The 24,182-nt window shown below is 67.6% G+C and carries 21 protein-coding genes; 9 read left to right on the top strand and 12 right to left on the bottom strand.

Going from position 1 to position 24,182, the window contains the following annotated elements:
• Positions 1-60: 60 nt before the first annotated feature.
• A protein-coding gene (gene prfB / locus AC5P67_RS13505) for a peptide chain release factor 2 (protein ID WP_014037064.1) occupies positions 61-1,186 on the bottom strand; the annotation gives its coding sequence in 2 pieces (ribosomal slippage) (positions 61-1,110 and positions 1,112-1,186; 1,125 coding nt in all).
• Between the two features lie 144 nt (positions 1,187-1,330).
• Positions 1,331-2,251, bottom strand: a complete 921-nt coding sequence (locus AC5P67_RS13500; RefSeq protein ID WP_024958345.1) for a LytTR family DNA-binding domain-containing protein — start codon at positions 2,249-2,251, stop codon at positions 1,331-1,333.
• Positions 2,252-2,426: 175 nt separating this feature from the next.
• Here AC5P67_RS13500 and AC5P67_RS13495 point away from each other — a divergent pair, with 175 nt between their 5' ends.
• Complete coding sequence (locus tag AC5P67_RS13495) at positions 2,427-3,626, top strand: acyltransferase family protein (protein ID WP_329754770.1); 1,200 nt, start codon at positions 2,427-2,429, stop codon at positions 3,624-3,626.
• Positions 3,627-3,728: 102 nt separating this feature from the next.
• Here AC5P67_RS13495 and AC5P67_RS13490 read toward each other — a convergent pair whose 3' ends face one another.
• Positions 3,729-6,641: a DUF2135 domain-containing protein gene (locus tag AC5P67_RS13490; protein WP_329754771.1), complete on the bottom strand. Its 2,913-nt coding sequence runs from the start codon at positions 6,639-6,641 to the stop codon at positions 3,729-3,731.
• A gap of 144 nt (positions 6,642-6,785) precedes the next feature.
• Positions 6,786-8,543: a single-stranded-DNA-specific exonuclease RecJ gene (gene recJ, locus AC5P67_RS13485; protein ID WP_329754772.1), complete on the bottom strand. Its 1,758-nt coding sequence runs from the start codon at positions 8,541-8,543 to the stop codon at positions 6,786-6,788.
• A gap of 144 nt (positions 8,544-8,687) precedes the next feature.
• Between recJ and AC5P67_RS13480 the strand changes: the two genes are divergently transcribed.
• Positions 8,688-9,728 (top strand): DUF1176 domain-containing protein, encoded by a 1,041-nt coding sequence (locus tag AC5P67_RS13480; protein WP_329754773.1) that lies wholly within the window; start codon positions 8,688-8,690, stop codon positions 9,726-9,728.
• 309 nt (positions 9,729-10,037) lie between these two features.
• On the opposite strand, the gene AC5P67_RS13475 is transcribed toward AC5P67_RS13480, so the two are convergent.
• The 5 genes from AC5P67_RS13475 to dapB form a co-directional block, all read right to left on the bottom strand.
• Positions 10,038-10,955 (bottom strand): phosphoglycerate mutase, encoded by a 918-nt coding sequence (locus AC5P67_RS13475; protein ID WP_197634397.1) that lies wholly within the window; start codon positions 10,953-10,955, stop codon positions 10,038-10,040.
• 4 nt (positions 10,956-10,959) lie between these two features.
• The gene (gene greA, locus AC5P67_RS13470) at positions 10,960-11,424 is read right to left on the bottom strand and encodes a transcription elongation factor GreA (RefSeq protein WP_181453298.1); all 465 of its coding nucleotides are present in this window, start codon (positions 11,422-11,424) and stop codon (positions 10,960-10,962) included.
• Positions 11,425-11,432: 8 nt separating this feature from the next.
• The gene (gene carB, locus AC5P67_RS13465) at positions 11,433-14,675 is read right to left on the bottom strand and encodes a carbamoyl-phosphate synthase large subunit (RefSeq protein WP_005409482.1); all 3,243 of its coding nucleotides are present in this window, start codon (positions 14,673-14,675) and stop codon (positions 11,433-11,435) included.
• 149 nt (positions 14,676-14,824) lie between these two features.
• Positions 14,825-15,952, bottom strand: a complete 1,128-nt coding sequence (gene carA / locus AC5P67_RS13460) for a glutamine-hydrolyzing carbamoyl-phosphate synthase small subunit (RefSeq protein WP_329754774.1) — start codon at positions 15,950-15,952, stop codon at positions 14,825-14,827.
• A gap of 309 nt (positions 15,953-16,261) precedes the next feature.
• Positions 16,262-16,981, bottom strand: a complete 720-nt coding sequence (dapB, locus tag AC5P67_RS13455) for a 4-hydroxy-tetrahydrodipicolinate reductase (protein ID WP_425524957.1) — start codon at positions 16,979-16,981, stop codon at positions 16,262-16,264.
• 90 nt (positions 16,982-17,071) lie between these two features.
• On the opposite strand from dapB, the gene AC5P67_RS13450 reads away from it, so the two are divergent.
• From AC5P67_RS13450 to AC5P67_RS13435, 4 genes are all read left to right on the top strand, one after another.
• A complete protein-coding gene (locus AC5P67_RS13450) occupies positions 17,072-17,833 on the top strand; it encodes a 3-oxoacyl-ACP reductase (RefSeq protein WP_425524958.1) in 762 nt (253 codons plus the stop codon).
• Positions 17,834-17,837: 4 nt separating this feature from the next.
• Entirely contained in the window at positions 17,838-18,233 is a 396-nt protein-coding gene (locus tag AC5P67_RS13445; RefSeq protein WP_012480067.1) for a MerR family transcriptional regulator, read from the top strand.
• Between the two features lie 55 nt (positions 18,234-18,288).
• Positions 18,289-18,870 (top strand): NAD(P)H-dependent oxidoreductase, encoded by a 582-nt coding sequence (locus AC5P67_RS13440; RefSeq protein ID WP_109337580.1) that lies wholly within the window; start codon positions 18,289-18,291, stop codon positions 18,868-18,870.
• 147 nt (positions 18,871-19,017) lie between these two features.
• Entirely contained in the window at positions 19,018-19,479 is a 462-nt protein-coding gene (locus AC5P67_RS13435) for a DUF4304 domain-containing protein (protein ID WP_012480065.1), read from the top strand.
• A 54-nt stretch (positions 19,480-19,533) separates the two neighbouring features.
• On the opposite strand, the gene AC5P67_RS13430 is transcribed toward AC5P67_RS13435, so the two are convergent.
• From AC5P67_RS13430 to AC5P67_RS13420, 3 genes are read right to left on the bottom strand one after another with little or no spacing between them, the layout of a single operon-like run.
• Positions 19,534-19,788, bottom strand: a complete 255-nt coding sequence (locus AC5P67_RS13430) for a DUF6587 family protein (RefSeq protein ID WP_005409475.1) — start codon at positions 19,786-19,788, stop codon at positions 19,534-19,536.
• Entirely contained in the window at positions 19,788-21,653 is a 1,866-nt protein-coding gene (gene feoB / locus AC5P67_RS13425) for a ferrous iron transport protein B (protein ID WP_088430887.1), read from the bottom strand. The genes AC5P67_RS13430 and feoB overlap by 1 nt, the downstream gene beginning before the upstream one ends.
• On the bottom strand, positions 21,650-21,904 hold the full coding sequence (locus AC5P67_RS13420; RefSeq protein ID WP_005409473.1) for a FeoA family protein: 255 nt from the start codon (positions 21,902-21,904) through the stop codon (positions 21,650-21,652). Before AC5P67_RS13420 ends, feoB begins: the two co-directional genes overlap by 4 nt.
• Before the next feature lie 119 nt (positions 21,905-22,023).
• On the opposite strand from AC5P67_RS13420, the gene AC5P67_RS13415 reads away from it, so the two are divergent.
• From AC5P67_RS13415 to AC5P67_RS13405, 3 genes are read left to right on the top strand one after another with little or no spacing between them, the layout of a single operon-like run.
• On the top strand, positions 22,024-22,812 hold the full coding sequence (locus AC5P67_RS13415; protein WP_087803362.1) for an enoyl-CoA hydratase/isomerase family protein: 789 nt from the start codon (positions 22,024-22,026) through the stop codon (positions 22,810-22,812).
• Positions 22,813-22,814: 2 nt separating this feature from the next.
• Positions 22,815-23,216 (top strand): VOC family protein, encoded by a 402-nt coding sequence (locus AC5P67_RS13410; RefSeq protein ID WP_005409471.1) that lies wholly within the window; start codon positions 22,815-22,817, stop codon positions 23,214-23,216.
• The gene (locus AC5P67_RS13405) at positions 23,213-24,109 is read left to right on the top strand and encodes a hydroxymethylglutaryl-CoA lyase (RefSeq protein WP_088430885.1); all 897 of its coding nucleotides are present in this window, start codon (positions 23,213-23,215) and stop codon (positions 24,107-24,109) included. The genes AC5P67_RS13410 and AC5P67_RS13405 overlap by 4 nt, the downstream gene beginning before the upstream one ends.
• Positions 24,110-24,182 lie beyond the last annotated feature (73 nt).

Raw genomic sequence — 24,182 nt, 5'->3', positions numbered from 1 at the left:
CGTGATCAGCCACCCTCGGCGTTGCGCACGAGGGTGACGACATCCGCGCAGGCGCGCCGATCAGGCATCGACGCGCTTGGAGCCCACGGCCAGGCCGGCCTTCAGGCTGGCCTCGACGAACTCGTCCAGGTCGCCGTCCAGCACCTTCTGCGTATCCGAACGCTCGATGCCGGTGCGCAGGTCCTTGATGCGGCTCTGGTCGAGCACGTAATTGCGGATCTGGCTGCCCCAGCCGATGTCGGACTTGGTCGCTTCCACGGCGTCCTTTTCGGCGTTGCGCTTCTGGATCTCCAGCTCGTACAGCTTGGCGGCCAGCATCTTCATCGCGTTGTCGCGGTTCTGGTGCTGGCTGCGGCCGGTCTGGCAGGCCACCACGATGTTGGTCGGGATGTGGGTGATGCGCACCGCCGACTCGGTCTTGTTGACGTGCTGGCCACCGGCACCCGACGAACGGTACACGTCGGTACGCAGGTCGGCCGGATTGATGGTGATGTCGATGTTGTCATCGATTTCCGGCGACACGAACACCGAGGTGAAGCTGGTGTGGCGGCGATTGTCCGAGTCGAACGGCGACTTGCGCACCAGGCGGTGCACGCCGGTCTCGGTCTTCAGCCAGCCATAGGCATAGTCGCCTTCCACGCGCAGCGTGGCCGACTTGATGCCGGCGACGTCGCCGCCGGAGACTTCCATCAGCTCGGTCTTCCAGCCGCGCGATTCACACCAGCGCAGGTACATGCGCAGCAGGATCTCGGCCCAGTCCTGGGCTTCGGTGCCACCGGCACCGGCCTGGATGTCGACGAACGCAGCGGCATTGTCCATCTCGCCGGAGAACATGCGCTGGAACTCCAGCTTTTCCACGTGCGCCTGGTGCTTGTCCAGGTCGGCGACCACCGCCAGTGCGGTGTCCTCGTCCTGCTCGGACTCGGCCAGCTCGAGCAGTTCGGTGGCGTCGTTCAGGCCATCCAGCACCGAGGCGATGCCGCCCACGGTCTTTTCCAGGCTGGAACGTTCGCGGCCCAGGTTCTGGGCGTACTCGGCGTTGTTCCAGACGTCGGGGCTTTCCAGCTCCCGCGTTACTTCTTCAAGACGCTCTTTCTTGGCGTCGTAGTCAAAGATACCCCCGAAGCGACAGCACGCGATCGGTCAGATCGGTGATGCGCTGGCGGACAGGATTCAGTTCGATCATGTCGGCGGTTATGCATTCAAAAGATGACTGCCAATGATACCGCAGGCCGGGGGCGCCCGGAATGAGGGACCAGGCCTGCCGCTGGGAGCCAACCACTGGTAGACCCGCCTCTGTAGAGTCGACTGTCAGTCGACTGCTTTTCATTCAGGTTGCGGTGGAGCCCGCGCTGCGCGCGATAGTCGACCAACAGTCGACTCTACCCGCGCCCGCGCCGCCCAGCGCCTGCCGCAGGACCGGCAGCTGGCGCCGGCTGCAGGGCACTTTGGCTCCATCGGCCATGTGCAGCAGGGCCTCGCCTCCGTCTAGCGGCTCGATCGAGCGCAACTGGCCGCGATTGATCAGCCAGCTGCGATGCGGGCGCAGGAACTCGCCCGGGTCCAGCCGCTGCTCCAGCACCGCCATGGTGATGCGCAGCGGGTAGTCGTGGCCGCGTACCCGCAGGTTCACGTAGTTCCCCGCGGCCTGCGCGTACTCCACATCTGCGGTGGCAACCAGGAATTCCTTGCCCAGCTTGCGCACCAGGAAGTGCTGGGGGCGCTCGACCGGCTCAACCGGCGGGCCGACGTCGGGCTCGGCCAGCAGGCTCGCTTCGCCCTGCCTGCGCCTGCCGAACCAGCTGGCAAAGTGCTCGAGGGCCACGAACATCGCGAACGTGCGCACATCCTTCAGGTACTCGTAGGCAAAACGCTCCAACAAACCGGCATCGTCCTGGTAGCGGTAGCCCAGCGACGCGTAGGCCAGATGCCGCAGCAGCATCATCCCCACCACGTGCAGCAGCGACCAGCCGACGCTGGCCAGCAGATACAGCGGCAACCGCCGCCTCCAGGTATCGGCATGCAGCGGCCAGCGCTCGCAGCCCCACCACAGCAACGGCAGGGTCAACAGGATCAGGGCGAGGCTGCTGAACTCCCAGATCATCGGCTCCCACAGCCCGAGATCGGCGCCGCGGCGACTGGCGTCCATCACTTCCACCAGCGCATTGGTCACTGCCGAGGCCGACAGGATCGCCGCCCACACCAGCAGGCGGGTTGAAGTACGCCAGCGCGATGGTCGGCCCTGGGTCATTGCTGCATCCATGTCGTTGCGGTGCTCCAGCCTGCCTCAAGGGACCAAGGTTAGCGGCTCCATTGGTCCCACCACCCCCGCCATTGGTCACTGCGCGGGTTCCGGTGGCCCCTAGGCAGTGGCTGCACGCGCCGGGCGGCGTCACGTTGGCTCGACCTTCCGGCACAACACCACCATGACCCGACGCCACGACATCGACGCCCTGCGCGTGTTCGCCTTCGCTCTGCTGATCCTCTACCACACCGCCATGGCCTACGTGGACGACTGGGGCTTTCACCTCAAGAGCGTGCATACCGCCGAATGGCTGCAGTGGCCGATGCTGTTCGTCAACCGCTGGCGGATGTCGCTGCTGTTCCTGATCTCGGGTATCGCCATCGCGCTGATGCGGCCGGAAGGCAGGTTGCTGCGCTTCGCCGGCCTGCGCACCTGGCGGCTGCTGCTGCCGCTGCTGTTCGGCATGTTCGTGATCGTGCCGATCCAGCCCTACTGCGAAGGCGTAGCCAACGGCCACGTGGCACCCGGCTTCGGCCACTTCCTGCTGCGCTATTGGCAGGTGCGGCCATGGCCGGAAGGGAGTTTCGCCGGTTGGCAGTACGGCATCACCTGGAACCATCTGTGGTACCTGGCGTATCTCTGGAACTACACGCTGGCCCTGGCCCTGTTGATGCCGTTGCTGGGAACGGCGGTGGTGCGCCGCGCGGTGGCGTTCTGCGCAGCATCGCCGATGCTGCTGATCGGCCTTCCGTCCGCCCTGCTGCTGGCCTGGGTGATCTGGCTGGAGCCGATCTACCCGTCCACCAATGCCCTGCTCAGCGACTGGTACCAGCACGCGAAGTACGCAACGGTATTCCTGGCCGGCTACCTGCTGGGCCGTGAGCCGGTGTTCTGGCAGCGCGTGGTCGCCCTGCGCCGCACCACGCTGTGGCTGGCGCTTGCTGCCGTTGGCTGGTATCTGGGGTTGCGCATCCTCGGCCAGGTGCTGCCCGCCGACTCCCCGCTGCGGCAATGGCCCGAACCGTTCTGGGACCTGCAGGGCCGGGCCAGCCAGTCGCTTTACGTCTGGACCGCGCTGCTGAGCATCCTCGGCTGGGGAAAGGTCTTCCTCGACCGCCCGTTCCGCTGGCTGCCGTACTGCACCGAGGCGATCTATCCCTGGTACATGCTGCACCAGAGCCTGATCATCGTGCTGTTGTTCTGGTTCAGACCGCTGCAGCTGGGCCCATGGCTGGAACCGGCACTGCTGCTGGGCGGCACCGTCGGCGGCTGCCTGCTGATCCACGAGCTGCTGATCCGTCGCTGCCGCTGGCTGCGGCCCCTGTTCGGCCTGCGTGCCGATCCGCCAGCGGCGTCAAAGGCGCGCACCGTGGCGTTGTAGAGCCGCGCCGAGGCTCGGCTGCCTGTGCCGTGAGCCGGGCATGGCCCCGGCTCTACATCAAAGCAGTCAAGCAAGCTCGACGCTACGCGGACGTCCGAGCGGTCAACGCACCTCAAACTCGCCCACCAGCACGGTTTCGGCGCGATCCTTCAGGCGCATCGTCACCATCTGGTCCTTCTGCCTGGCCGTGCCCCAATGGGTGGTCAAGCGCAGCATCAGGGTCGTCGCGCCGGTCACCAGCTGCTGGCGGCTCCCGAAGTAGTTCGCTTCCACCTTGTACTTGCCTGGCTTGGCGTTGCGCAGAGAGAACTGCTCGGGGCCATAGCCACCGGTGAAGTCCTCCGACATCTGCCCACCCTGGTAGGTCAGGCGGTTGCCGTAGTAGGCGCGCTCGCCGTTCGGGTCGGTCACCCACAGATCCATGTCGCTGTTGTCGGCATCCCACGACAGCACCACGCGCAGGTCCAGCGGCATTGCCTGCAGCAGGCGCGGGTCGATGCTGGTGGTATCCAGCCGGGGCGTGCTGCGGGCCACCAGGTTGGTCAGTTCATCCAATGCGATCAGGGCGATGCCATCGAAACGCCTGTCCCATGGCCGCACAACCACCTGGTACAGCGGCGCCAGCGCCTGCTGCGGCTTGCCGGCCGCTGCCAGTGCCAGGCCCAGGTCGCGGAAGCTCTGCGGCTCTTCCTGGCCCATCGCCAGCACCTGCTCGAACACCGGCACCGCCAGTGCGGGGGCATCAGCCTGCATCAGCCGGTAACCGAGCACGCGCAGCAGGTGGCGGTCGTCCAGGTCCATCTCGGCCAGGTTCGACAGCACACGCAGTGCCAGGTCGCGCTGACCCTGCTCCAGCAACAGGTCAGCCACGTCGAGGAAGAACGCGCTGCTGTCGGCATGCGCATCGCGCTCGGCCAGGTAGCGGTCATACAGTTGCGACGCCGGGCCCTGGCGCAGGCGCCGGGCGATGGCCGAGTCCGGCTGCCAGGCCGCCAGCTGGATACCGAGCTCGCCCTCGTTGGCGGCAGCGGGCGCAGCGACACGGCCACCAGTGACCGTAATTGAATCCAGGGCCTTGTTCGATGCAGACGCAGAGCGACGTGCACGCGCGCTGCTGGCTTCCATGCGCTGCTCGGCGGCGGCGGCCATCGGTGCCGGGGCGGGCGGTGCCGCAGGGGCCGGCGCGGCGAGCATTGCCACCGGCGCCGATTCCATCGCATGGTCCGCCGAGGCCACTTCCAGTGCCCCGCCCTTCGCCTGCGGTGGCACACCCTTCGGCCAGCTGCGGCTCCACCACTGCTGGCGCTCCTTCCAGCGTGCCGCCACCTCATCCAGGCGCTGGCGATCAGCAGCGGCGCGATCTCTTACCTGCACTGCAAACCTGGCGTCGTACCCGGCGCGCAGCGTGCCCGAAGGGCGGATCGCATAGCGCAGGTAGTCCTCCAACGTCTCCAGCACGATCAGCGAGGTGTCCGGGCCGACCAGGCCAAACTGCTGCGACAGCCGCTGCATCGCCTCGCGGTTGCCACGGCGGTCGGCGGCCAGCTGCTGCAGGCGCGCCTGCGCCCACAAGCCCGCCAGCAGTTCTCCGTCGTTGCTCTTCTGCGTGGCGGGCAGCGCCTGCCATTCGCCGCCACCCACGCGCACCCGCATCGGCACACTGTCGGCCGCCAGTCGTGCATGCAGCCACAACCAGCCCTGGGCTTCACTGCGACGATCGATCACCACGTCCTGCACGCCGCGCCCTGCATCGACCTGCACATCCAGCGGCGACGACAGCAGCTCGCGCGCCGCCGCATCAACATCCTCGCCCAGCGCAACGAAGCGGCCGCCACGCGCTTCGGTCCAACCACGCAGTCGCACGGCATCGGTGCGCGCACCGGCGCTGCTGACCGCAAACAGGCGTTGATCCGGCGCCATCGCCGGCAGCTGTTCCGGCCCGTAGGTCAACAGCCCATCGCTGACCAGCAGGTACTCCTTCACGCCCGGCTGCGACTGCCACTGCGCCAGCGCGCTGGCACCGTCCGGGCGCACCGCCTGCAGTGCTGCGCGCAGCTCGTTCCAGTTACCGGCGCGGATGCGGAAGCGACGCACCGGTTCAGCGCGATCACGCAGCACGGTCAAGGCCACGGTGCCGTCACCCAGCGCTGCGAAATAGCGATCCAGCAGGGCGAACTCACGCGTGCGATCGCGCTGCCCCGCCGAACCGGAGCCGTCCCAAAGCAGGCCGATCTCGCTGGGCAACGTGCGGGGTGTACTGCTGGCCGCCACCGGCAGCTGTGCCAACAGGTAGTGCCCATCCTGCCAGGGCGCCACCTGCACCTGTGCGTGGCGGGCTGCCGGCAGGTTCCACTGGAGTTGCTTCGGCAGCTGCGCACCCTTGCCCTGCCACTGCAGCTGGCCCGCGCTGATGCGGAATGGCGCAGTACCTGCGGTGGCCGCGTCGGGAGCATGCACCTTCAGTTCAACCGAGGCTGCACCGGCGGCGAACTGCAGCGGCAGCGTCCACTGCCAGCTTTGGCCGGCGAAGGCCAGCGGTTCGCGGATCACCAGCTGCACACGCCGACTGCCACCGGGCGGCAGCGGGTAGACGCGCAGGCGGAACTGGTTGCCGGCGGTCTGTTCCAGCAGGCCCGGATCGACACCACGGCGGGCGATTTCCTCGAACACCTGGCGGCCGCGGTCCTTGGCCACCGGCACCGCGTCACGCATCTCGCCGTTGATATCCAGCGCGAAGCCGGTGATCTGCTGGCCATCAGCCAGCGGGAACTGCAGCTCACCCTCCAGCACACGACGGTTCGGGTTGTGGAATTCCAAGGTGATCCGGGTCTGGGCAACGCCGGCCTGGACCTCGCCTTCGATGCGGGCGTGTCGTAATTGAACCGGCTGCTCAGCCGCCGGCGCGATCAGCAGCGGCGTGGCAGCCTGCGGCCGGGAGATCGGCGGCGACTGCGCGCCAGCGGGCCAGGCCGCAAGGGCCAGCAACAACACGGTGCAGCAACGGGCGAAGACCATGACCGGACTCCAGTGGGATCGTGGATCGTTGAACGCACCAGCAACCGTAACGGGGTTGGCGGGACCCCAAAAAGGGGACGGAGGGGATTAAGTCGCAGTTGGCAAACAAGGCAAAAGCGGCTTAATCCCCTCCGTCCCCTTTTTCTAGGCGGGCAGGCAGTGTTCGATGATCAGCTGGATGGCGCTGCCGCCACGGTAGTCGTCGCAGGCCAGTCGGTAGGCCAGGTGGACGTGACGTGATGGCGCGTTGCCGTGCCAGCCGCCGAAATGAATGGCGTTGATCGTGCCGGGTACGCCCGGCAGGCGCAGTTCCAGCTTGAGGTGGCGTTCCTTCAGTACTCGCCAGTTGGCCACTTCGAAGTGGCCGTCGAACAGTGGCTCGGGGAAACCCTGCCCCCACGGCCCGGCCAGGCGCAGCGCATCGGCGTGGCGATGGTCCAGCTCATCCGCCGCCAGTTCGCCGTCACTGAGCACCTGCTGCTGCAATGCGGCCGGATCGAGCATCTCCAGCACCACGGCGACGAAGGCGGCCTTGAAGTCATCGACGTGATCCAGCCGCATGCTCAGCCCGGCCGCCATGGCATGCCCACCGAAGCGCTCGATCAGGCCCGGATGGCGCGCATCGACCAACGCCAGCGCGTCACGGATGTGCAGGCCGGGAATGGAGCGCGCCGAGCCGCGCAGGGTGTCGGCGCCGGGTTCGGCCGGGGCGAAGGCGATCACCGGACGGTGCAGGCGATCCTTCATTTTCGATGCGACCAGGCCGACCACGCCTGGATGCCAGTCGGCATCGAACAGGCAGGCCGCCACCGGTCGCTGCCCGGCCATGTCCAGCACCACGCGGGTCAACGCTTGCTCGGCGTCATCGGTCATCGCCTGCTGCACCGCGCGGCGTTCCGAGTTGATCTGCTCCAGCGTCTGCGCGATCTCCCGCGCCTGGCGCGGGTCTTCGGTCAGCAACAGCGCGATACCCAGCGCCATGTCTTCCAGCCGGCCCGCGGCATTCAGGCGCGGGCCGAGCGCGAAGCCGATGTCGGTGGCGGTCAGCCGCGCCGCATCACGGCCGCTGGCTTCGATCAGCGCTCGCAGACCGACGCAGCCCTGCCCCGCGCGCAGACGGCGCAGGCCCGCGCTGACCAGTGCCCGGTTGTTCGGATCCAGCGCCACCAGGTCGGCGACGGTGCCGACCGCCACCAGGTCCAGCAGCGTGGTCAGGTCCGGCCCCTTGCGATCGGCAAAGACACCGGCCTCGCGCATGTGCCGGCGCAGGGCCATCAGCACGTAGAAGATCACACCGACACCGGCCAGCGACTTGCTGGGGAACGCATCACCGTCGAGATTGGGATCGACGATGACATCGGCCGGCGGCAGCTGCGGCCCGGGAAGGTGATGGTCGGTGACCAGCACCTGCCAGCCCCGCGCTTTCGCCGCGATCACGCCCGCATGGCAGGCGATGCCGTGGTCGACCGTAACCAGCAGGTCCGGCTGCAGCGCGGCCAGCTCCTCCACCAGAGAAGGTGACAGGCCGTAGCCGTGCACCATGCGGTTCGGCACCGCGTGGAAGACGTGTTGCGCGCCGAGCATGCGCAGGCCCCGCACGCCGACCGCACAGGCGGTGGCGCCATCGCAATCGAAATCGCCGACCACCAGGATGCGCTTGTCGTTGGCGATGGCCTCGATCAGCAGACCCACCGCATCATCGATACCGGTCAACAGCTCCGGCGCGTGGAGGCTGCCCAGCTTCGGCAGTGCCAGCTCTGGCGTACCGGCGCCGCGGCTGGCATAGAGTCGCGCCAGCAGTGGCAGCGTGCCGTCTGGCCAGCTGCCCGGTACGACCGCATCGCGGCGGCGGATCATCGGCGTATCAGAGGACGGCTGCGCAGCATCGGCGGCAAGGGACATCGGCATCGCCGGGTTGCGGAAGACATCCCCATGATAGCGCGGGGTCGGATCTCTCTGCCCGCAGGAGGCCCCCCCCGATCGATAGCATTTGGAATCTGCCAGCCTATCTTCCATGCTTGTCGGCCCGGAAATGGACTTCAACGCATGCATCGCACGCTCCTTCCCGCGCTGCTGGGCCTCGCCATGGCCCCGGCCACCCACGCCGCCACGCCCGAACCGAAGGCCGGCGTGCAGTTCCAACACAACGACTGGTCGCTGGCCTGTGACAACACCGGCACCTGCCGCGCCGCCGGCTACAGTCCGGAACAACCCGGCAATCTGCTCAGCCTGATGCTGGAACGCGCGGGCGGCCCGGGTACGAAGGTGCTCGCGCGGCTGCGCAATGGCGAGGATGGCGAAAGCGCGACGCCGACCGGGGCACTGCGCCTGCGCCTGAACGGCAAGGACCTGGGCCCGGTGCGCGACACCGGCGACGGAGATCAAGTACTGCTGCAGCAGGGACAGACCGATGCGCTGGTCGCCGCGCTGCCGCGCCACGCACGCATCGACATCATCGACGGCAAGGGCAAGGCGTGGCCGATCTCCGACAGCGGTGCAGCGGCCGTACTGCTGAAGATGGACGAGGCCCAGGGCCGGCTGGGCACGCCCGGTGCGCTGGTGCGGCGTGGCGACAAGGCTGAAGCGAGCGTGCCTGCGGCGTTGCCGGTGCCAGTGATCATGCGCGGCACGCTGGTGGCACCGCGCGCCTCGGACGCGGCACTGGCGAACGCACCGGGCCTGCGCAAGGCACTGATCGCCAGCCTGCCGAAACCGGATGAGTGCGGCCGCCTGAGCGAGGGTGGGACAGACGAGATCGAGATCCAGCGACTGGACGCCCAGCATGTACTGGCAAGCACCAGCTGCTTCATGGGTGCCTACAACTTCAGCAGCGGCTACTGGGTAGTGCAGGACAAGGCGCCGTACCAGGCGAAGTTCGTGACCTCCAACGCGGAGGACTTTGATCGCGATGACGCGACGCTGCGCGGGCGCTTCCGTGGACGCGGCATCGGTGACTGCTTCTCCGGCCACGACTGGGCCTGGGATGGCGCGCGATTCGTGAAGAGCGGCGAGTTCACCACCGGGCAGTGCCGCGGCGTGGCGGGTGGGCATTGGCAGCTGCCGACCGTGGTCAGCACGGTGAGGTGATTGTTTGCAGGGCTGCGCCCTGCACCTGCCGAAGCAACATCCGAAGCAACAGCAACAGCGGGGAGTCCGTGGGTTGGCGGGGCGGTGTCGGATTGCGGGGACGCCGCAAGTACGTCCCTGTAGGCTTGGCAGCCGCATCCATGCGGCTGACACCCCGCAATCTGACACCGCCCCACCTTCGACAGGTTCACGCCGCTGCTGGTAGGTGTCGACCTTGGTCGACACATCTTTCAGATATCGATAGACAAAATGGGGTCAGAGCCGTTTTCCCTAGGAAAACGGATCCGACCCCGCTCGGCCGAGCCCCGATCAGTCGTGAAGCTGGCGCGGCTTCTTCCAGAACTGCCAGCGCTGTCCGCGATCCAGCTGGAACTGCAGGCCGTCCTCGAAATCCAGCACCAGCCGCTGCAGCTCGCCGCGCTTCAGCGCGGCCAGCAGCGGACGGATCGCATCGTTGCCGAGCTGCTGCAGCGAGCGCAGCTGGCGCAGATCAACCAGTGCATCGACCGCCTGCTCGCCATCCACGGCTACGCCAGCCGCAAGAGCCAGGCCTTGCAGCAGCGCATCGCGGCTGCGCACCTGCGCATGCGGCGTGCTGACCGATACCGGCATCACGCCACCACCCCAGAACCACAGCGAATTGATCGGCTGTTGTCCCTGTGCGGCGCGCTGCTGGTTCCAGGAATGGTTGTGCAGCAGTACCTGCGCTTCGGTCATCAGCGCCCGCCAACGGCGGCCGCCCTCGCCTTCCGGCAGGTGCGAGAACAGGTCATCGCCCAGCACCTCGTCCGGACTGTCGAAGTCCGGCAGGGCCAGGTCGATCGGCAGGCGCAGGTACCAGCGCGAAGGGTCCGGTGCGTCGAGCACGAATCCGGCATCGGCGAACAACGGCTGCAGCACCGGCAGCAGGGCCAGGCAGTCGGCCAAGGTCGGTCGCAGCGTTTCGCCGTAGGCCATCATCCGCGCGCCGTGCATGTCCGGCACCATGCAGGCCGGATCGGCACGCAGCCAGCTGGCGCCAGCGGCATCGCCGACGTCGCGCTGGCGGGTCAACGCGGCCACCGGCCACTCCGGCGCGGCGACCGTGAAATGGCGCGTCAGCTGCGCGCGTTCACCCGGTGCGACCTGCACCGTCGTGGCGCGGCCAAGCGCGCGCGCCACATCGTCCGGCAACGCAGCCGCGGCAAAGCGGCTGCGTGCCGGCAACAGCAGGGTCGCCGTTGCCACCGGGTCAGTCCACGTAGCTGACGCTGACGATCTCGTACTCGCGCTGGCCGGCCGGGGCGTCGATCACGATCGAATCACCTTCCAGCTTGCCGATCATCGCGCGCGCCACCGGCGAGGAAATCGCGATCAGGCCCTGCTTGATGTCCGCCTCCAGGTCACCGACGATCTGGTACTTCTTCTCTTCGTCGGTTTCCACGTCGGCCAGCGTCACGCTGGCGCCGAACACCACCTTGGAGCCGGCATTGAGCTTGCTCACGTCGATGATCTCGGCGTGCGACAGCTCGCCTTCCAGCTGCTTGATGCGGCCTTCGATGAAGCCCTGTTCCTCGCGCGCGGCGTGGTACTCGGCATTCTCCTTCAGGTCGCCATGCTCACGCGCTTCGGCGATGGCCGCGATCACCTTCGGGCGCTTGACCGACTTCAGGTGATCCAGTTCGTCGCGCAGCTTCTGCGCGCCCTTCATCGTGATGGGGGCTCTCATGCATTCAACTCCTTGTGCAGCTCCTGCAGCGACCAGACGGGGCCGGTGCCGCGGAATTCCAGTGAATCCACCAGCGCCTTGGCGCCGGCAATGGTGGTCGAGTAGGTGACGCGATGCTGCAGCGCCTCGCGACGAATCGAGAACGAGTCGTTGATCGCCGAACGACCTTCGGTCGTGTTGACGATGTAGACGATCTCGCCGTTCTTGATCGAGTCGACGATGTGCGGACGGCCTTCGACCACCTTGTTGATGATCTCGCAGTCCATGCCGTGCTGCTGCAGCCACGCGGCGGTGCCACGGGTCGCGACCAGGCTGTAGCCACGCGCCAGCAGCGCCTTGGCCACCGGCAGCACGCGCTTCTTGTCCGGATCGCGGACCGAAACGAAGGCCTTGCCGACCGGCGGTGCCTTGATGCCACCGGCTTCCTGCGCACGCGCGAAGGCGGCGTTGAAGCTGCGGCCCACGCCCATCACCTCACCGGTGGAGCGCATCTCCGGCCCGAGGATCGGGTCGACGCCCTGGAACTTGGCGAACGGGAAGATCGCTTCCTTCACCGAGTAGTAGTCCGGCACGATTTCCTTGGTCGCGCCCTGCTCGGCCAGGCTCTTGCCGGCCATGCAGCGCGCGGCGATCTTGGCCAGCGGCATGCCGGTGGCCTTGGACACGAACGGCACGGTGCGCGAGGCACGCGGGTTCACTTCCAGCAGGTAGATGGTGTCGGCACCTTCGTCGCTGGTCTGGATTGCGAACTGGGTGTTCATCAGGCCGACCACGTTCAGGGCCTTGGCCAGCTCCACCACCTGGCGGCGCAGCTCGGCCTGGGTTTCAGCCGACAGCGAGTACGGCGGCAGCGAGCACGAGGAATCGCCCGAGTGCACGCCGGCTTCTTCGATGTGCTCCATCACGCCACCGATCAGGACGTTGCCCTCCTTGTCGGCGATGATGTCGACGTCGCACTCGACGGCGTTGTCGAGGAAGCGGTCCAGCAGCACCGGCGAATCGTTGGACACCTTCACCGCGTCGCGCACGTAGCGGGCCAGGTCGGCTTCGCCGTAGACGATTTCCATCGCACGGCCGCCCAGCACGTAGCTCGGGCGCACCACCAGCGGGTAGCCGATCTCGCGGGCCAGCAGCAGCGCTTCCTGGTCGTTGCGGGCGATGCGGTTCGGCGGCTGCTTCAGGCCCAGCTTGTCGACCAGCTGCTGGAAGCGCTCGCGGTCCTCGGCCAGGTCGATCGAATCCGGGCTGGTACCGATCACCGGCACGCCGTTGGCTTCCAGCGCGCGCGCCAGCTTCAGCGGGGTCTGGCCGCCGTACTGCACGATCACGCCCTTCGGCTGTTCCAGTTCGACGATTTCCAGCACGTCTTCCAGGGTCAGCGGTTCGAAGTACAGGCGGTCGGAGGTGTCGTAGTCGGTCGACACGGTTTCCGGGTTGCAGTTGACCATGATGGTTTCATAGCCATCCTCGCGCAGCGCCAGTGCCGCATGCACGCAGCAGTAGTCGAACTCGATGCCCTGACCGATGCGGTTCGGGCCACCGCCCAGGATCATGATCTTGTCGCGGTTGCTCGGCGCGGCCTCGCACTCGTCCTCGTAGGTCGAGTAGAGGTAGGCGGTACCGGTGGAGAACTCGCCGGCACAGGAGTCCACGCGCTTGTAGACCGGGCGCACCTTGTGCGCACGACGCAGCGCGCGGATGGCGGCTTCGTTGGTGCCGGTCAGCTGCGCCAGGCGTGCGTCGGAGAAGCCAGCGCGCTTCAGCTTGCGCAGGCGTGCAGCGTCCAGTGCGTCGATGCCACCGGCGGCGACGTCAGCTTCGGCAGCAATGATTTCCTCGATCTGGTCCAGGAACCAGTGGTCGATGAACGACAGCGCGTAGATCTCGTCCACGCTCATGCCGGCGCGGAACGCATCGGCGACGAAGAACAGGCGCTCCGGGCCCGGCGCCTTCAGTTCGCGGCGCAGGGTCTGCAGGTCGTCTTCGTTGCCCAGGTCCAGGCCGGTCGGGTCGAAGCCGACCTTGCCGGTTTCCAGGCCACGCAGGGCCTTCTGCACCGACTCCTGGAAGGTGCGGCCCATCGCCATCACCTCGCCCACCGACTTCATCTGGGTGGTCAGGCGGGCGTCGGCAGCCGGGAACTTCTCGAAGGCGAAGCGCGGGATCTTGGTGACGACGTAGTCGATGGACGGCTCGAACGAGGCCGGGGTCAGGCCGCCGGTGATCTCGTTCTTCAGTTCGTCCAGGGTGTAGCCCACGGCCAGCTTGGCGGCGACCTTGGCGATCGGGAAGCCGGTGGCCTTGGACGCCAGCGCCGAGGAACGCGACACGCGCGGGTTCATCTCGATGACGACCACGCGGCCGGTCTTCGGGTTGATGCCGAACTGCACGTTCGAGCCACCGGTATCGACGCCGATCTTGCGCAGCACGGCGATGGAGGCATCGCGCAGGCGCTGGTATTCCTTGTCGGTCAGGGTCTGCGCCGGGGCCACGGTGATCGAGTCACCGGTGTGCACGCCCATCGGGTCGAGGTTTTCGATCGAGCAGACGATGATGCAGTTGTCCGCGGTATCGCGGACCACTTCCATCTCGAACTCCTTCCAGCCCAGCACCGACTCTTCCACCAGCACTTCGGTGGTCGGCGACAGTTCCAGGCCACGGCTGACGATCTCGACCAGCTCTTCGCGGTTGTAGGCGATGCCGCCACCGCTACCGCCCAGGGTGAAGCTGGGGCGGATGATGGTCGGGTAGCCAACGCGGGTCTGGATCTCCAGCGCTTCGTCCAGGGTGTGGGCGACGGCGGCGGTCGGGCATTCCAGGCCGATCTCACCCATGGCCACGCGGAACAGCTCGCGGTCTTCGGCCATGCGGATCGCTTCGCGCTTGGCGCCGATCAGTTCGACGTTGTACTTCTCCAGCACGCCATTGTCGGCCAGGTCCAGCGCGCAGTTCAGCGCGGTCTGGCCACCCATGGTCGGCAGCAGCGCATCGGGCTTTTCCTTGGCGATGATCTTCTCGACCGTCTGCCAGTTGATCGGCTCGATGTAGACGGCATCGGCCATCTCCGGGTCGGTCATGATCGTGGCCGGGTTGCTGTTGACCAACACCACGCGGTAACCCTCGTCACGCAGGGCCTTGCAGGCCTGGGCGCCGGAGTAGTCGAACTCGCAGGCCTGGCCGATGACGATCGGGCCAGCACCGATGATGAGGATGGTCTTGAGGTCAGTGCGCTTGGGCATTTTCTTCTCTAAGTCAGTACAGCGTGACAAGGGGGAGTGATCGCACGCTGTCGATCAGGAATCTTGAACCGCAGCGCCGCGCCAGGGGCAGCAGCGATGCGGGGTTTACGGTCCATCGCGACGCCACCGGGGGGGCGGCGGCGTACTGATCACGCCTTGGCCTGCTCCATCAGCACCACGAAGCGGTCGAACAGCGGGCCGACATCGGTCGGGCCCGGCGACGCTTCCGGATGGCCCTGGAACGAGAACGCCGGCACGTCGGTGCGGGCCACGCCCTGGTTGGTGCCATCGAACAGCGAGCGGTGGGTCACGCGCAGGGTCGGCGGCAGGGTCGCTTCATCGATCGCGAAGCCGTGGTTCTGCGAGGTGATCATCACCCGGCCGCTGTCCAGGTCCTGCACCGGGTGGTTGGCACCGTGGTGGCCATGGCCCATCTTCATGGTCTGCGCGCCCGAGGCCAGGCCCAGCAGCTGGTGGCCCAGGCAGATGCCTAAGGTCGGGATCTTCACGTCGATGAAGGTCTTGATCGCTTCGATGGCGTAGTCGCACGGTTCCGGGTCGCCCGGGCCGTTGGACAGGAACACGCCATCCGGCTTCAGCGCCAGCACTTCGGCGGCCGGGGTCTGCGCCGGCACCACGGTCACTTCGCAGCCGCGCTCGGCCAGCATGCGCAGGATGTTGGTCTTCACGCCGAAATCGTAGGCCACGACCTTGTACTTGGCCGGCACGCTGACGAAGGCATTGGCATCCAGGTCCAGCTGGCCCTCGGTCCAGGTGTAGGTCTTCTCGGTAGTGACGACCTTGGCCAGATCCATGCCCTTCAGCCCCGGGAACTTGCGGGCGGCTTCCAGTGCCTTTTCCACGTCGATGTCGCCGGCCATCAGGGCACCGTTCTGCGCGCCCTTCTCGCGCAGGATGCGGGTCAGCTTGCGGGTGTCGATGCCGGCGATGGCAACCACGCCACGCTGGATCAGCCAGTCCTGCAGCGACACCTGGCTGCGCCAGTTGCTGGGGCGACGCGGAACGTCGCGCACGATCAGGCCGGCCGACCACACCTTGGACGCTTCATTGTCCTGGTCGGTCATGCCGGTGTTGCCGATATGCGGATAGGTCAGCGTGACCATCTGCCGGGCGTAGGACGGGTCGGTCAGTACTTCCTGGTAGCCGGTCATGGCGGTGTTGAACACCACCTCACCGACGGACAGGCCGGGCGCGCCTACGGATTCGCCCTCGAATACGGTGCCGTCTTCGAGGACGAGGATTGCGGCTTGGGTCACGGGAATCTCACTTTGGCTACCGAGGGGGCTGCCGAAGTCACGCCTGCGCTTCACGGAAATCCGGTTGCAAAAAAGCGCGGACGTGCGGTCTGGGACCGGTCCGGCTTTCGTGATTCGGCGAGTGCGAATTGTAGCGCTGCCGGGGCGCTCGCGCCAGCGGTTATCGCGCTTCATGAACGGGCGATTGCGCATTCATCTCAATCCGGCGGCGTATGCGGCACCCGCTACCGGGTAGTGCCGGCCGCTGGCCGGCAATCCCATTGGCGCCCCGTAACCCAAGGTTGCCGGCCAGCGACCGGCACTACCGCCCTACTGCAGCAGGTCCCGTACCCGGTAGCAGCCCGGGGCGCGGCCCTGCAGCTGGCGGGCGGCGAACAGGGCGCCGCGGGCGAAGATGTCGCGGTTGGTGGCCCGATGCACCAGCTCGATGCGCTCGCCCAGCGCGGTGAACTGGACCAGATGCTCGCCGACGATGTCACCAGCGCGCAGGCTGGCATAGTGCGGCTCCGCCCCGCCCCGCTGCGCGGCCGCACCCAGGGTCAGTGCAGTGCCCGACGGCGCGTCCTTCTTCTGGGTGTGGTGAGACTCGACGATGTCACAGTCCCAGCAGGCCAGCGCCTGCGCCGCGCGCTCGACCAGCTCGTCCAGCACCGCCACGCCCAGACTGAAGTTCGAGGCCCAGACCAGCGGGATCCTCGCCGCCGCCGCCTCCAGCGCCTGCCGCTGCGTGCTGGAGATGCCGGTAGTGCCCGAGACCAGCCCCGCACCACGTTCCACGCACAGTGCCAGCATCGGGTCGAAACCCTCCGGCAGGCTGAAGTCGATCGCCACGTCGAATGCCGGCGCACCGGGCAGCTCGCTGGCCGCGAAGAACGGTACGCCATCGACCACGCGCTGGGCCGGCGCACGACCCGTCACCGCAGCGGCGATCTGCAGGGTTTCGGGATGTTCGGCGGCCAGCCGCAGCAGGGCCTGGCCCATGCGCCCGGAGGCACCGTGGATGAGCAATCGCAGGGGAGTCTGGTTCATGCCTGCAGGCTAGCGGCAGCACGCCCGCTCCGGCAAGCGCCATCGCTGCTACGCTGCATGCCCTTTCATGCAATGGATGGCAGCTCCCTCATGCAGATCAGCGAACAGCTGGTGCTGGTCACCGGTGCCGGCCGCGGCCTTGGCCAGCACATCGCCCGCGCCTTCGCCGCCCAGGGCGCGCGCGTCATCATCAACTACCACCGCAGCGAAGGCGCCGCACGTGCTCTGGCTGCCGAGCTGGGCGGACAGGCGATCGCGCTGCCGGCCGATGTCACTGAGCGCGCCGAGGTCGATGCAATGCTGCAGCACGCCCTGGCCCACTTCGGCCAGGGCGTCACCACCGTAGTCAACAACGCACTGGCAGCGTTCTCGTTCAATGGTGATGCCCGCGACGGCGCCGCCGACATCGGCTGGCCGGCGTTCCAGGCGCAGTTCGAGGGCAGCGTGCGCGGCGCGCTGAACACCGTGCAGGCCGCCCTGCCCGGCATGCAGGCCCGTCGCTTCGGTCGGGTGATCAACATCGGCACCAACCTGTTCCAGAATCCGGTGGTGCCCTATCACGACTACACCGCCGCCAAGGCCGCACTGCTGTCGCTGACCCGCACCCTGGCCGGCGACCTCGGCCCGCATGGCATCACCGTGAACATGTTGTCGGGCGGCCTGCTGCGCACCACCGATGCCAGCGCCGCCACGCCGGAAGCAGTGTTCGACTACATCGCCGCCAACACTCGGTTGCGCAGCGTCACCACGCCGGCCGAGTTCGCCGATGCCGCGCTGTTCTTCGCCAGCCCCTGGTCGCGCGCGGTGACCGGTCAGAACCTGGTGGTCGATGGCGGCCTGGTGCGGGACTGAGTCGATGCGCATCTCCGAAGTCAGCCGCCTGACCGGCGCCAGTGCCAAGGCCATCCGCCTGTACGAGGCGCGCGGACTGCTGCCGCCGGTGCCACGCCTGAACCGCTATCGCGACTACAGCGAACAGGACGTGGCCTGGGTGCAGCTGATCCGCCAGGCGCTGGGGCTGGGCATCACCCTGGCCGCGATCTCACGCCTGCAGGGCCGCGATGGACGGCTCGACTGGCCAGCGGTACTGGCCTTGCTGGAGCAGCAGCGCGGCCGCATCGCCGACGAGCGGATGCGGCTGGCACAGGTCGAGCGCGACCTGCAGCTGGTCAGCGACGAACTGCAGCAGTGGCTGCACTCCGGCAGCGGCGACTGCATCCTGGAACCCAGCGGCTGCACCACCCCGGTTTGACTCTGCCCCTGGGGCAGACCCCAACCTCGCGCACTTTCCATTGCCCGAGGTTGCCGTGTCCCGTTCCATCCTGATCCTGCTCGGCCATCCCGACCGCGACAGCCTGTGCGGCGCCCTCGCCCAGCGCTACGCCACCGCCGCCGAGAACGCCGGTCACCAGGTACGCCTGATCGCACTGGGCGACCTTGAATTCGATCCGGTACTGCGCCACGGCTACCGTCAGATCCAGCCGCTGGAAGCCGACCTGCAGGACGCCGCGGAAGCGATCGAGGCCTGCGATCACCTGGTGCTGGTCTACCCCACCTGGTGGGGCGCGATGCCGGCACTGCTGAAGGGCTTCTTCGATCGCGTGCTGCTGCCGGGGTACGCCTTCCGCTACCGGCGCGATTCGGTGTGGTGGGACCGGCTGCTGGCCGGGCGCAGCGCGCGGGTGATCACCACGCTGGATACGCCGCCCTGGTACTACCGCTGGATCTACCGCGACCCGGGCGTCGCCCAGATCCGCGCCACCATCCTGCAGTTCTGCGGCATCCGCCCGGTGCGTGTCAGCCGCGTGGGCGCGGTGCGCAACAGCTCGCCGGAGCAACGCAACCGGTGGCTGGCGCTGGCAGCGGAGCTGGGCTCACGCGCCAACTAGCCAGAAGAGCGTGCGAACCAAGGTTCGCACCCACCCGGGGCGTTCGCACGCACCTGGGGCGCTCGTTGCGGGTGTCGCGTTTGCCAATTGACCGCCAGGCACCGCGCCTCAAGGCTGTGGCCCCCTGTTCCGGCCCGGGCAAAGCCCATGAAATCCTCGACTGTCTTCAGCAAGTGCGCCAGGAAGACCGGCTTTGCCGGGACCACGACCACTCGCTACCGCCTGCTGGATGACGCCCTGCTTGTCGTGAATCACCAGCGTGCCAGCGAAAGCCGGGGTTTCTATGTGAATGCTGGACTCTACTTTCCAGAGCTGCTCGAGCATCCCCTCGCACCTGACGATCTTGAAACGGCTTTCAGGTACCGCTCCAGCATTCCCACGCCCCACGTCGACTGGCGGATCGAAGAGACACCAGGCCTGCGCCGGGCCTTCATCCAGCAGGATCTTGAAGACCTGCTGCAGGCTGGTAACCGCGACGGACTGAAAGGCCTGCTGCTCGATGCCCTTGCCGACGTGGCCGGCTTCGCGGCAACCCATGGGAACCGGGAATCGGTGCGGCGATTGAATCGGGATGGACGCTTCCGGGCGATCATCCGCAGAGAGGTCTGAACCCCGGAAGCGTGCGAACCAAGGTTCGCACCCACCAGCGCAGGAGAAGCAGCGTCAGTGCCGCTTCGGCGGAGTCGGCCCGCAGCTGTCGCAACCGCCACAGGCGCCACCACTCCCGCTCGCCGGCGGCGCGACCTTCCGCCCCAGCGCCTGCAGCCAGGCAGCACGGCCCGGCTTCAGCAGGGCCAGCGCCAACGCACCGCGCAGCTTGCGCACGGTACCGGGGAACTGCTTCTTCAGCACCACCCAGGCACTGACCAGCACGGCCACCGCGATGATCAGGTACTGGATCAGCAGGCCGGCATCCATCAGCCGCCTCCCAGCGCCCTGGTCACCTGGTAGGTGATCAGCGCGGCCACGTAGGCCGCCGCGAACAGGTAGAACGCAGCGAAGCCCATCTGCTTCCACGAGTTGGTCTCGCGCTTGATGGTGGCCAGCGTCGAGATGCACATCGGGGCGTAGATGTACCAGACCAGCAGCGACAGTGCGGTGGCCAGCGACCAGCCATCGCTGATCAGCGGGGTCAGTGCCTGGCTGGCGGCATCGTCATCGGCTGCCGACAACGCATACACGGTGGCCAGCGAAGACACCGCCACCTCACGCGCGGCCAGGCCCGGGATCAGCGCGATGCAGATCTGCCAGTTGAAGCCCAGCGGCGCGAAGAACACAGCCATTGCATGGCCGATCTGGCCGGCGTAGCTGTAATCGATCGCGGGCATGGTGGCCCCCGCCGGCGCTGCCGGGAACGACAGCAGCACCCACAGCAGGATGGTCAGCGCCAGGATGATGCCGCCAACGCGCTTGAGGAAGATCATGCCGCGCTCGTACAGGCCGACCGCCAGGTCACGCACGTGCGGCAGGCGGTACGACGGCAGTTCCAGCATCAGCGGATGCTCGCTCTTGTCGCGGCGCCACTTCTTCATGATCCACGACATCGCCAGCGCGCTGAGGATGCCGGCCGCGTACAGGCCGAACAGCACCAGGCCCTGCTGGTTGAACACGCCCCATACCGTCTTCTGCGGAATGAACGCACCGATCAGCAGCGCGTACACCGGCAGGCGTGCGGAACAGGTCATCAGCGGCGCCACCAGGATCGTGGCCAGGCGGTCACGCGGGTCCTGGATGCTGCGCGTGGACATGATGCCCGGCACTGCGCAGGCGAAGCTGGACAGCAGCGGGATGAACGAGCGGCCGGACAGGCCGGCAGCGGCCATCATGCGGTCGAGCAGGAACGCCGCACGCGGCAGGTAGCCGGATTCCTCCAGCACCAGGATGAAGAAGAACAGGATCAGGATCTGCGGCAGGAACACCACCACGCCACCGACACCGGCGATGATGCCGTCGGTCAGCAGGCTGGCCAGCGGGCCTTCCGGCAGCACGCTGCCGACGAAGGCGCCGAGCCAGGCGAAACCGGCCTCGATGGCGTCCATCAGCGGCGTCGCCCAGGCGTACACGGCCTGGAAGATCAGGAACATCACCACCGCCAGGCTGATCAGGCCGAACACCGGGTGCAGCAGCCAGCGGTCCAGCGCGTCGTCGATCTTCGCGGTCCGCGCCGGCATGCGCACGGCCACCGACAGGATCTCGCGCACCTTGGCGTGGTAATCGATGCCACCTTCCGGGCCCGGCACCGGTGCATCCAGGTGCGGGACCATCGCATCCAGGCGTTCGACCAGGGCCTTGGCGCCCTGCTTGCGCACCGCCACGGTCTCCACTACCGGCACGCCCAGCTCGCGCTCCAGCGCGGCCACGTCCACCTGGATGCCACGGCGCTGGGCCGCATCAACCATGTTCAGCGCCACCACCATCGGCTTGCCCAGCTCGCGCAGTTCCAGCGCGAAGCGCAGGTGCAGGCGCAGGTTGGTGGCGTCGATCACGCACAGCAGCACATCCGGCGCGGCTTCGCCCGGGTAGAAGCCCCGGCACAGGTCACGGGTGATCGCCTCGTCCAGGCTGGCCGGATGCAGGCTGTAGGCGCCCGGAAGGTCGAGTACCGCGAACTCGCGGCCGGACGGCGCACGCAGACGGCCTTCCTTGCGCTCGACGGTGACGCCAGTGTAGTTGGCAACCTTCTGCCGGCTGCCGGTCAGCTGGTTGAACAGTGCGGTCTTGCCGCTGTTGGGGTTACCAACCAGCGCAACGCGCAGGGGGGCGGTAGTGGCAGTAGCAGTCATGCGCGTCGTTCCTGGCTGGCGGCGTCGACCACGACCCGCTTGGCTTCACTGATCCGCAGCGCGAAACGGGTGAACCCGACCTGCACCAGCAGCGGCTCTCCCCCCACCGGACCCTTGGCCACCAGGCGCACTTCCTCGCCCTTCACGAAACCCAGCTCGCGCAGGCGACGGGCGATGGCATCGTTGGCATGCAGGTCCTGCACGGACTCGACCACGGCCGAGGTGTGCAGCGGCAGTTCGGACAGCGTCATCTAGCGTGTTCTCTGCTGGATGTAAATGGTTCTCGATTCTAACATTCCCGCGTCGCGTCATGGCCCATGACCAATGGCCCGCTATGATCCATACAGGTATGGAGTGACCCTGGAATCCCATGAACGATGCTTTGCAGATCGAGCGCAGCGGCGCCGTCCTCACTCTCTGGCTGAACCGGCCGGAGCTGCACAACGCCTTTGACGCCGGGCTGATCGCCCGGCTGACCGCCGGACTGGAGGCCGCCGGCCACGATGCTTCGGTGCGCGCGGTGGTGCTGGCCGGCCACGGCGCCTCCTTCTCGGCCGGTGCCGACATGCAGTGGATGCGCGGCATGGCGGCGGCCAGCGAAGCCGATAACCGCGAGGACTCGCTGGCCCTGGCCCGGCTGATGCGCACCCTGGACGAGCTGCCCAAGCCGACCCTGGCCCGGGTCCATGGCGCGGCCTTCGGCGGCGGCGTCGGCCTGGTCGCCTGCTGCGACATCGCCATCGCCAGCACCTCGGCCCGCTTCGGCTTGACCGAAAGCCGCCTCGGCCTGCTGCCGGCGGTGATCTCGCCCTATGTGATCGAAGCCATCGGCCCGCGCCAGGCCCGCCGCTGGTTCGCCACCGGCGAGCATTTCGACGCCGACACTGCGCTGCGCATCGGCCTGGTCCACCAGCTGGTCGAGCCCGAACGCCTGGACGAGGCCGTGCAACGCCAGCTGGCCCTGCTCGACAAGGCCGGCCCGATCGCCTCGTCCACCGCCAAGCAACTGGTCCGCCAGGTCCGCGACAGCCATGACCGCGACACCCTGGATCGCGATAATGCCGCCCTGATCGCGCGCCTGCGGGTGTCCGCCGAGGGCCAGGAAGGCCTCGGCGCCTTCCTCGACAAGCGCGCGCCCCACTGGGTCACGGAAGCCTGAACATGCTCGATCATCTTGGTTTGACCAGCGCCGACCTGGCGCGCAGCAAGGCCTTCTTCCTGCAGGCACTGGCGCCACTGCAGATCGGCGTGGTGATGGAAGTGACCGCCGAACAGACCGGCGCGCACGACCACATCGGCTTCGGCAGCGACGGCAAGCCGTTCTTCTGGCTTGGCAATGGTGGCACCGCCAGCCATGGCGTGCATGTGGCCTTCGCCTGCGCCAGCCGCGACCAGGTGGACGCCTTCCATGCCGCCGCCCTCGCCGCCGGTGGCCGCGACAACGGCGCCCCGGGCCTGCGCCCGTGGTATCACCCGGACTACTACGGCGCCTTCGTGCTGGACCCGGATGGCAACAACATCGAGGCGGTCTGCCACCGCCCTGCAAATGGGGCAACCGCATGAGCGACTACGTCCGCATCGTCGAGGTCGGGCCGCGTGACGGCCTGCAGAACGAAAAGCAGTCGGTCTCCACCGGCGACAAGATCGAACTGATCAACCGCCTGTCGACCACCGGCCTGCGCAGCATCGAGGCGACCAGCTTCGTCAGCCCGAAGTGGATCCCGCAGCTGGCCGATGCCGCCGAGGTCTACGCCGGCATCCAGCGCCGGCCCGGCATCCACTACCCGGTACTGGTGCCGAACGAACAGGGCTACGACCGCGCCCGTGCGGTGGGCGTCGAGGAAGTAGCGGTGTTCACCGCCGCGTCCGAGGCGTTCAACCGCACCAACACCAATGCCGGCATCGACGAGTCGCTGGCCCGCTTTGAGCCGATCCTGCGCCGTGCCGCCGCCGATGGCGTGCGCGTGCGCGGCTACGTCTCCACCGTGCTCGGCTGCCCCTACCAGGGCGAAGTACCGCTGGCTGATGTGGTGCGCGTTGCACGCGCCCTGCACCAGATGGGCTGTTACGAAATTTCGCTGGGCGACACCATCGGCGTCGGCACCCCACGCAAGGCACGGGCGATGCTGCAGGCGGTCGCTGCCGAGATTCCGATGGAAGCACTGGCCGTGCACTTCCACGACACCTACGGCCAGGCCATCGCCAACATCGCCACCTGCCTGGAAGCAGGCGTGCGCGTGGTCGACAGTGCGGTGTCGGGTGCCGGTGGCTGCCCGTATGCCAAGGGCGCCAGCGGCAATGTGGCCAGCGAAGACGTGGTCTACCTGCTGCAGGGCCTCGGCCTGGACAGCGGCGTGGACCTGCCGGCACTGGCCGAGACCGGCCGCTGGCTGGCCGGCCTGCTCGGCCGCGCCACCGCCAGCCGCACCGGGCAGGCGCTGGCCGCCGCCGGTTGACCGCCGCGCTGCGCCGCCCCGCAAAGGCGGCGCAGTGCACAACAGCGGCGGTCGCGGCTTCCGTTAGAATCGG

The organism is Stenotrophomonas sp. YJH_SMC_21 (assembly GCF_059369555.1).
Note: the sequence above shows the minus strand (reverse complement) of the source record. Positions and strands in the feature narration are given on the sequence as shown.

What these genes read in the sequence shown, in the direction of transcription:
- AC5P67_RS13500 (WP_024958345.1), bottom strand. Translation starts at nt 2,251, where the DNA reads ATGACCCAGGGCCGACCATCGCGCTGGCGTACTTCAACCCGCCTGCTG.
- AC5P67_RS13495 (WP_329754770.1), top strand. Translation starts at nt 2,427, where the DNA reads ATGACCCGACGCCACGACATCGACGCCCTGCGCGTGTTCGCCTTCGCT.
- AC5P67_RS13490 (WP_329754771.1), bottom strand. Translation starts at nt 6,641, where the DNA reads ATGGTCTTCGCCCGTTGCTGCACCGTGTTGTTGCTGGCCCTTGCGGCC.
- recJ (WP_329754772.1), bottom strand. Translation starts at nt 8,543, where the DNA reads ATGTCCCTTGCCGCCGATGCTGCGCAGCCGTCCTCTGATACGCCGATG.
- AC5P67_RS13480 (WP_329754773.1), top strand. Translation starts at nt 8,688, where the DNA reads ATGCATCGCACGCTCCTTCCCGCGCTGCTGGGCCTCGCCATGGCCCCG.
- carB (WP_005409482.1), bottom strand. Translation starts at nt 14,675, where the DNA reads ATGCCCAAGCGCACTGACCTCAAGACCATCCTCATCATCGGTGCTGGC.
- dapB (WP_425524957.1), bottom strand. Translation starts at nt 16,981, where the DNA reads ATGAACCAGACTCCCCTGCGATTGCTCATCCACGGTGCCTCCGGGCGC.
- AC5P67_RS13450 (WP_425524958.1), top strand. Translation starts at nt 17,072, where the DNA reads ATGCAGATCAGCGAACAGCTGGTGCTGGTCACCGGTGCCGGCCGCGGC.
- AC5P67_RS13445 (WP_012480067.1), top strand. Translation starts at nt 17,838, where the DNA reads ATGCGCATCTCCGAAGTCAGCCGCCTGACCGGCGCCAGTGCCAAGGCC.
- AC5P67_RS13435 (WP_012480065.1), top strand. Translation starts at nt 19,018, where the DNA reads ATGAAATCCTCGACTGTCTTCAGCAAGTGCGCCAGGAAGACCGGCTTT.
- AC5P67_RS13430 (WP_005409475.1), bottom strand. Translation starts at nt 19,788, where the DNA reads ATGGATGCCGGCCTGCTGATCCAGTACCTGATCATCGCGGTGGCCGTG.
- feoB (WP_088430887.1), bottom strand. Translation starts at nt 21,653, where the DNA reads ATGACTGCTACTGCCACTACCGCCCCCCTGCGCGTTGCGCTGGTTGGT.
- AC5P67_RS13420 (WP_005409473.1), bottom strand. Translation starts at nt 21,904, where the DNA reads ATGACGCTGTCCGAACTGCCGCTGCACACCTCGGCCGTGGTCGAGTCC.
- AC5P67_RS13415 (WP_087803362.1), top strand. Translation starts at nt 22,024, where the DNA reads ATGAACGATGCTTTGCAGATCGAGCGCAGCGGCGCCGTCCTCACTCTC.
- AC5P67_RS13410 (WP_005409471.1), top strand. Translation starts at nt 22,815, where the DNA reads ATGCTCGATCATCTTGGTTTGACCAGCGCCGACCTGGCGCGCAGCAAG.
- AC5P67_RS13405 (WP_088430885.1), top strand. Translation starts at nt 23,213, where the DNA reads ATGAGCGACTACGTCCGCATCGTCGAGGTCGGGCCGCGTGACGGCCTG.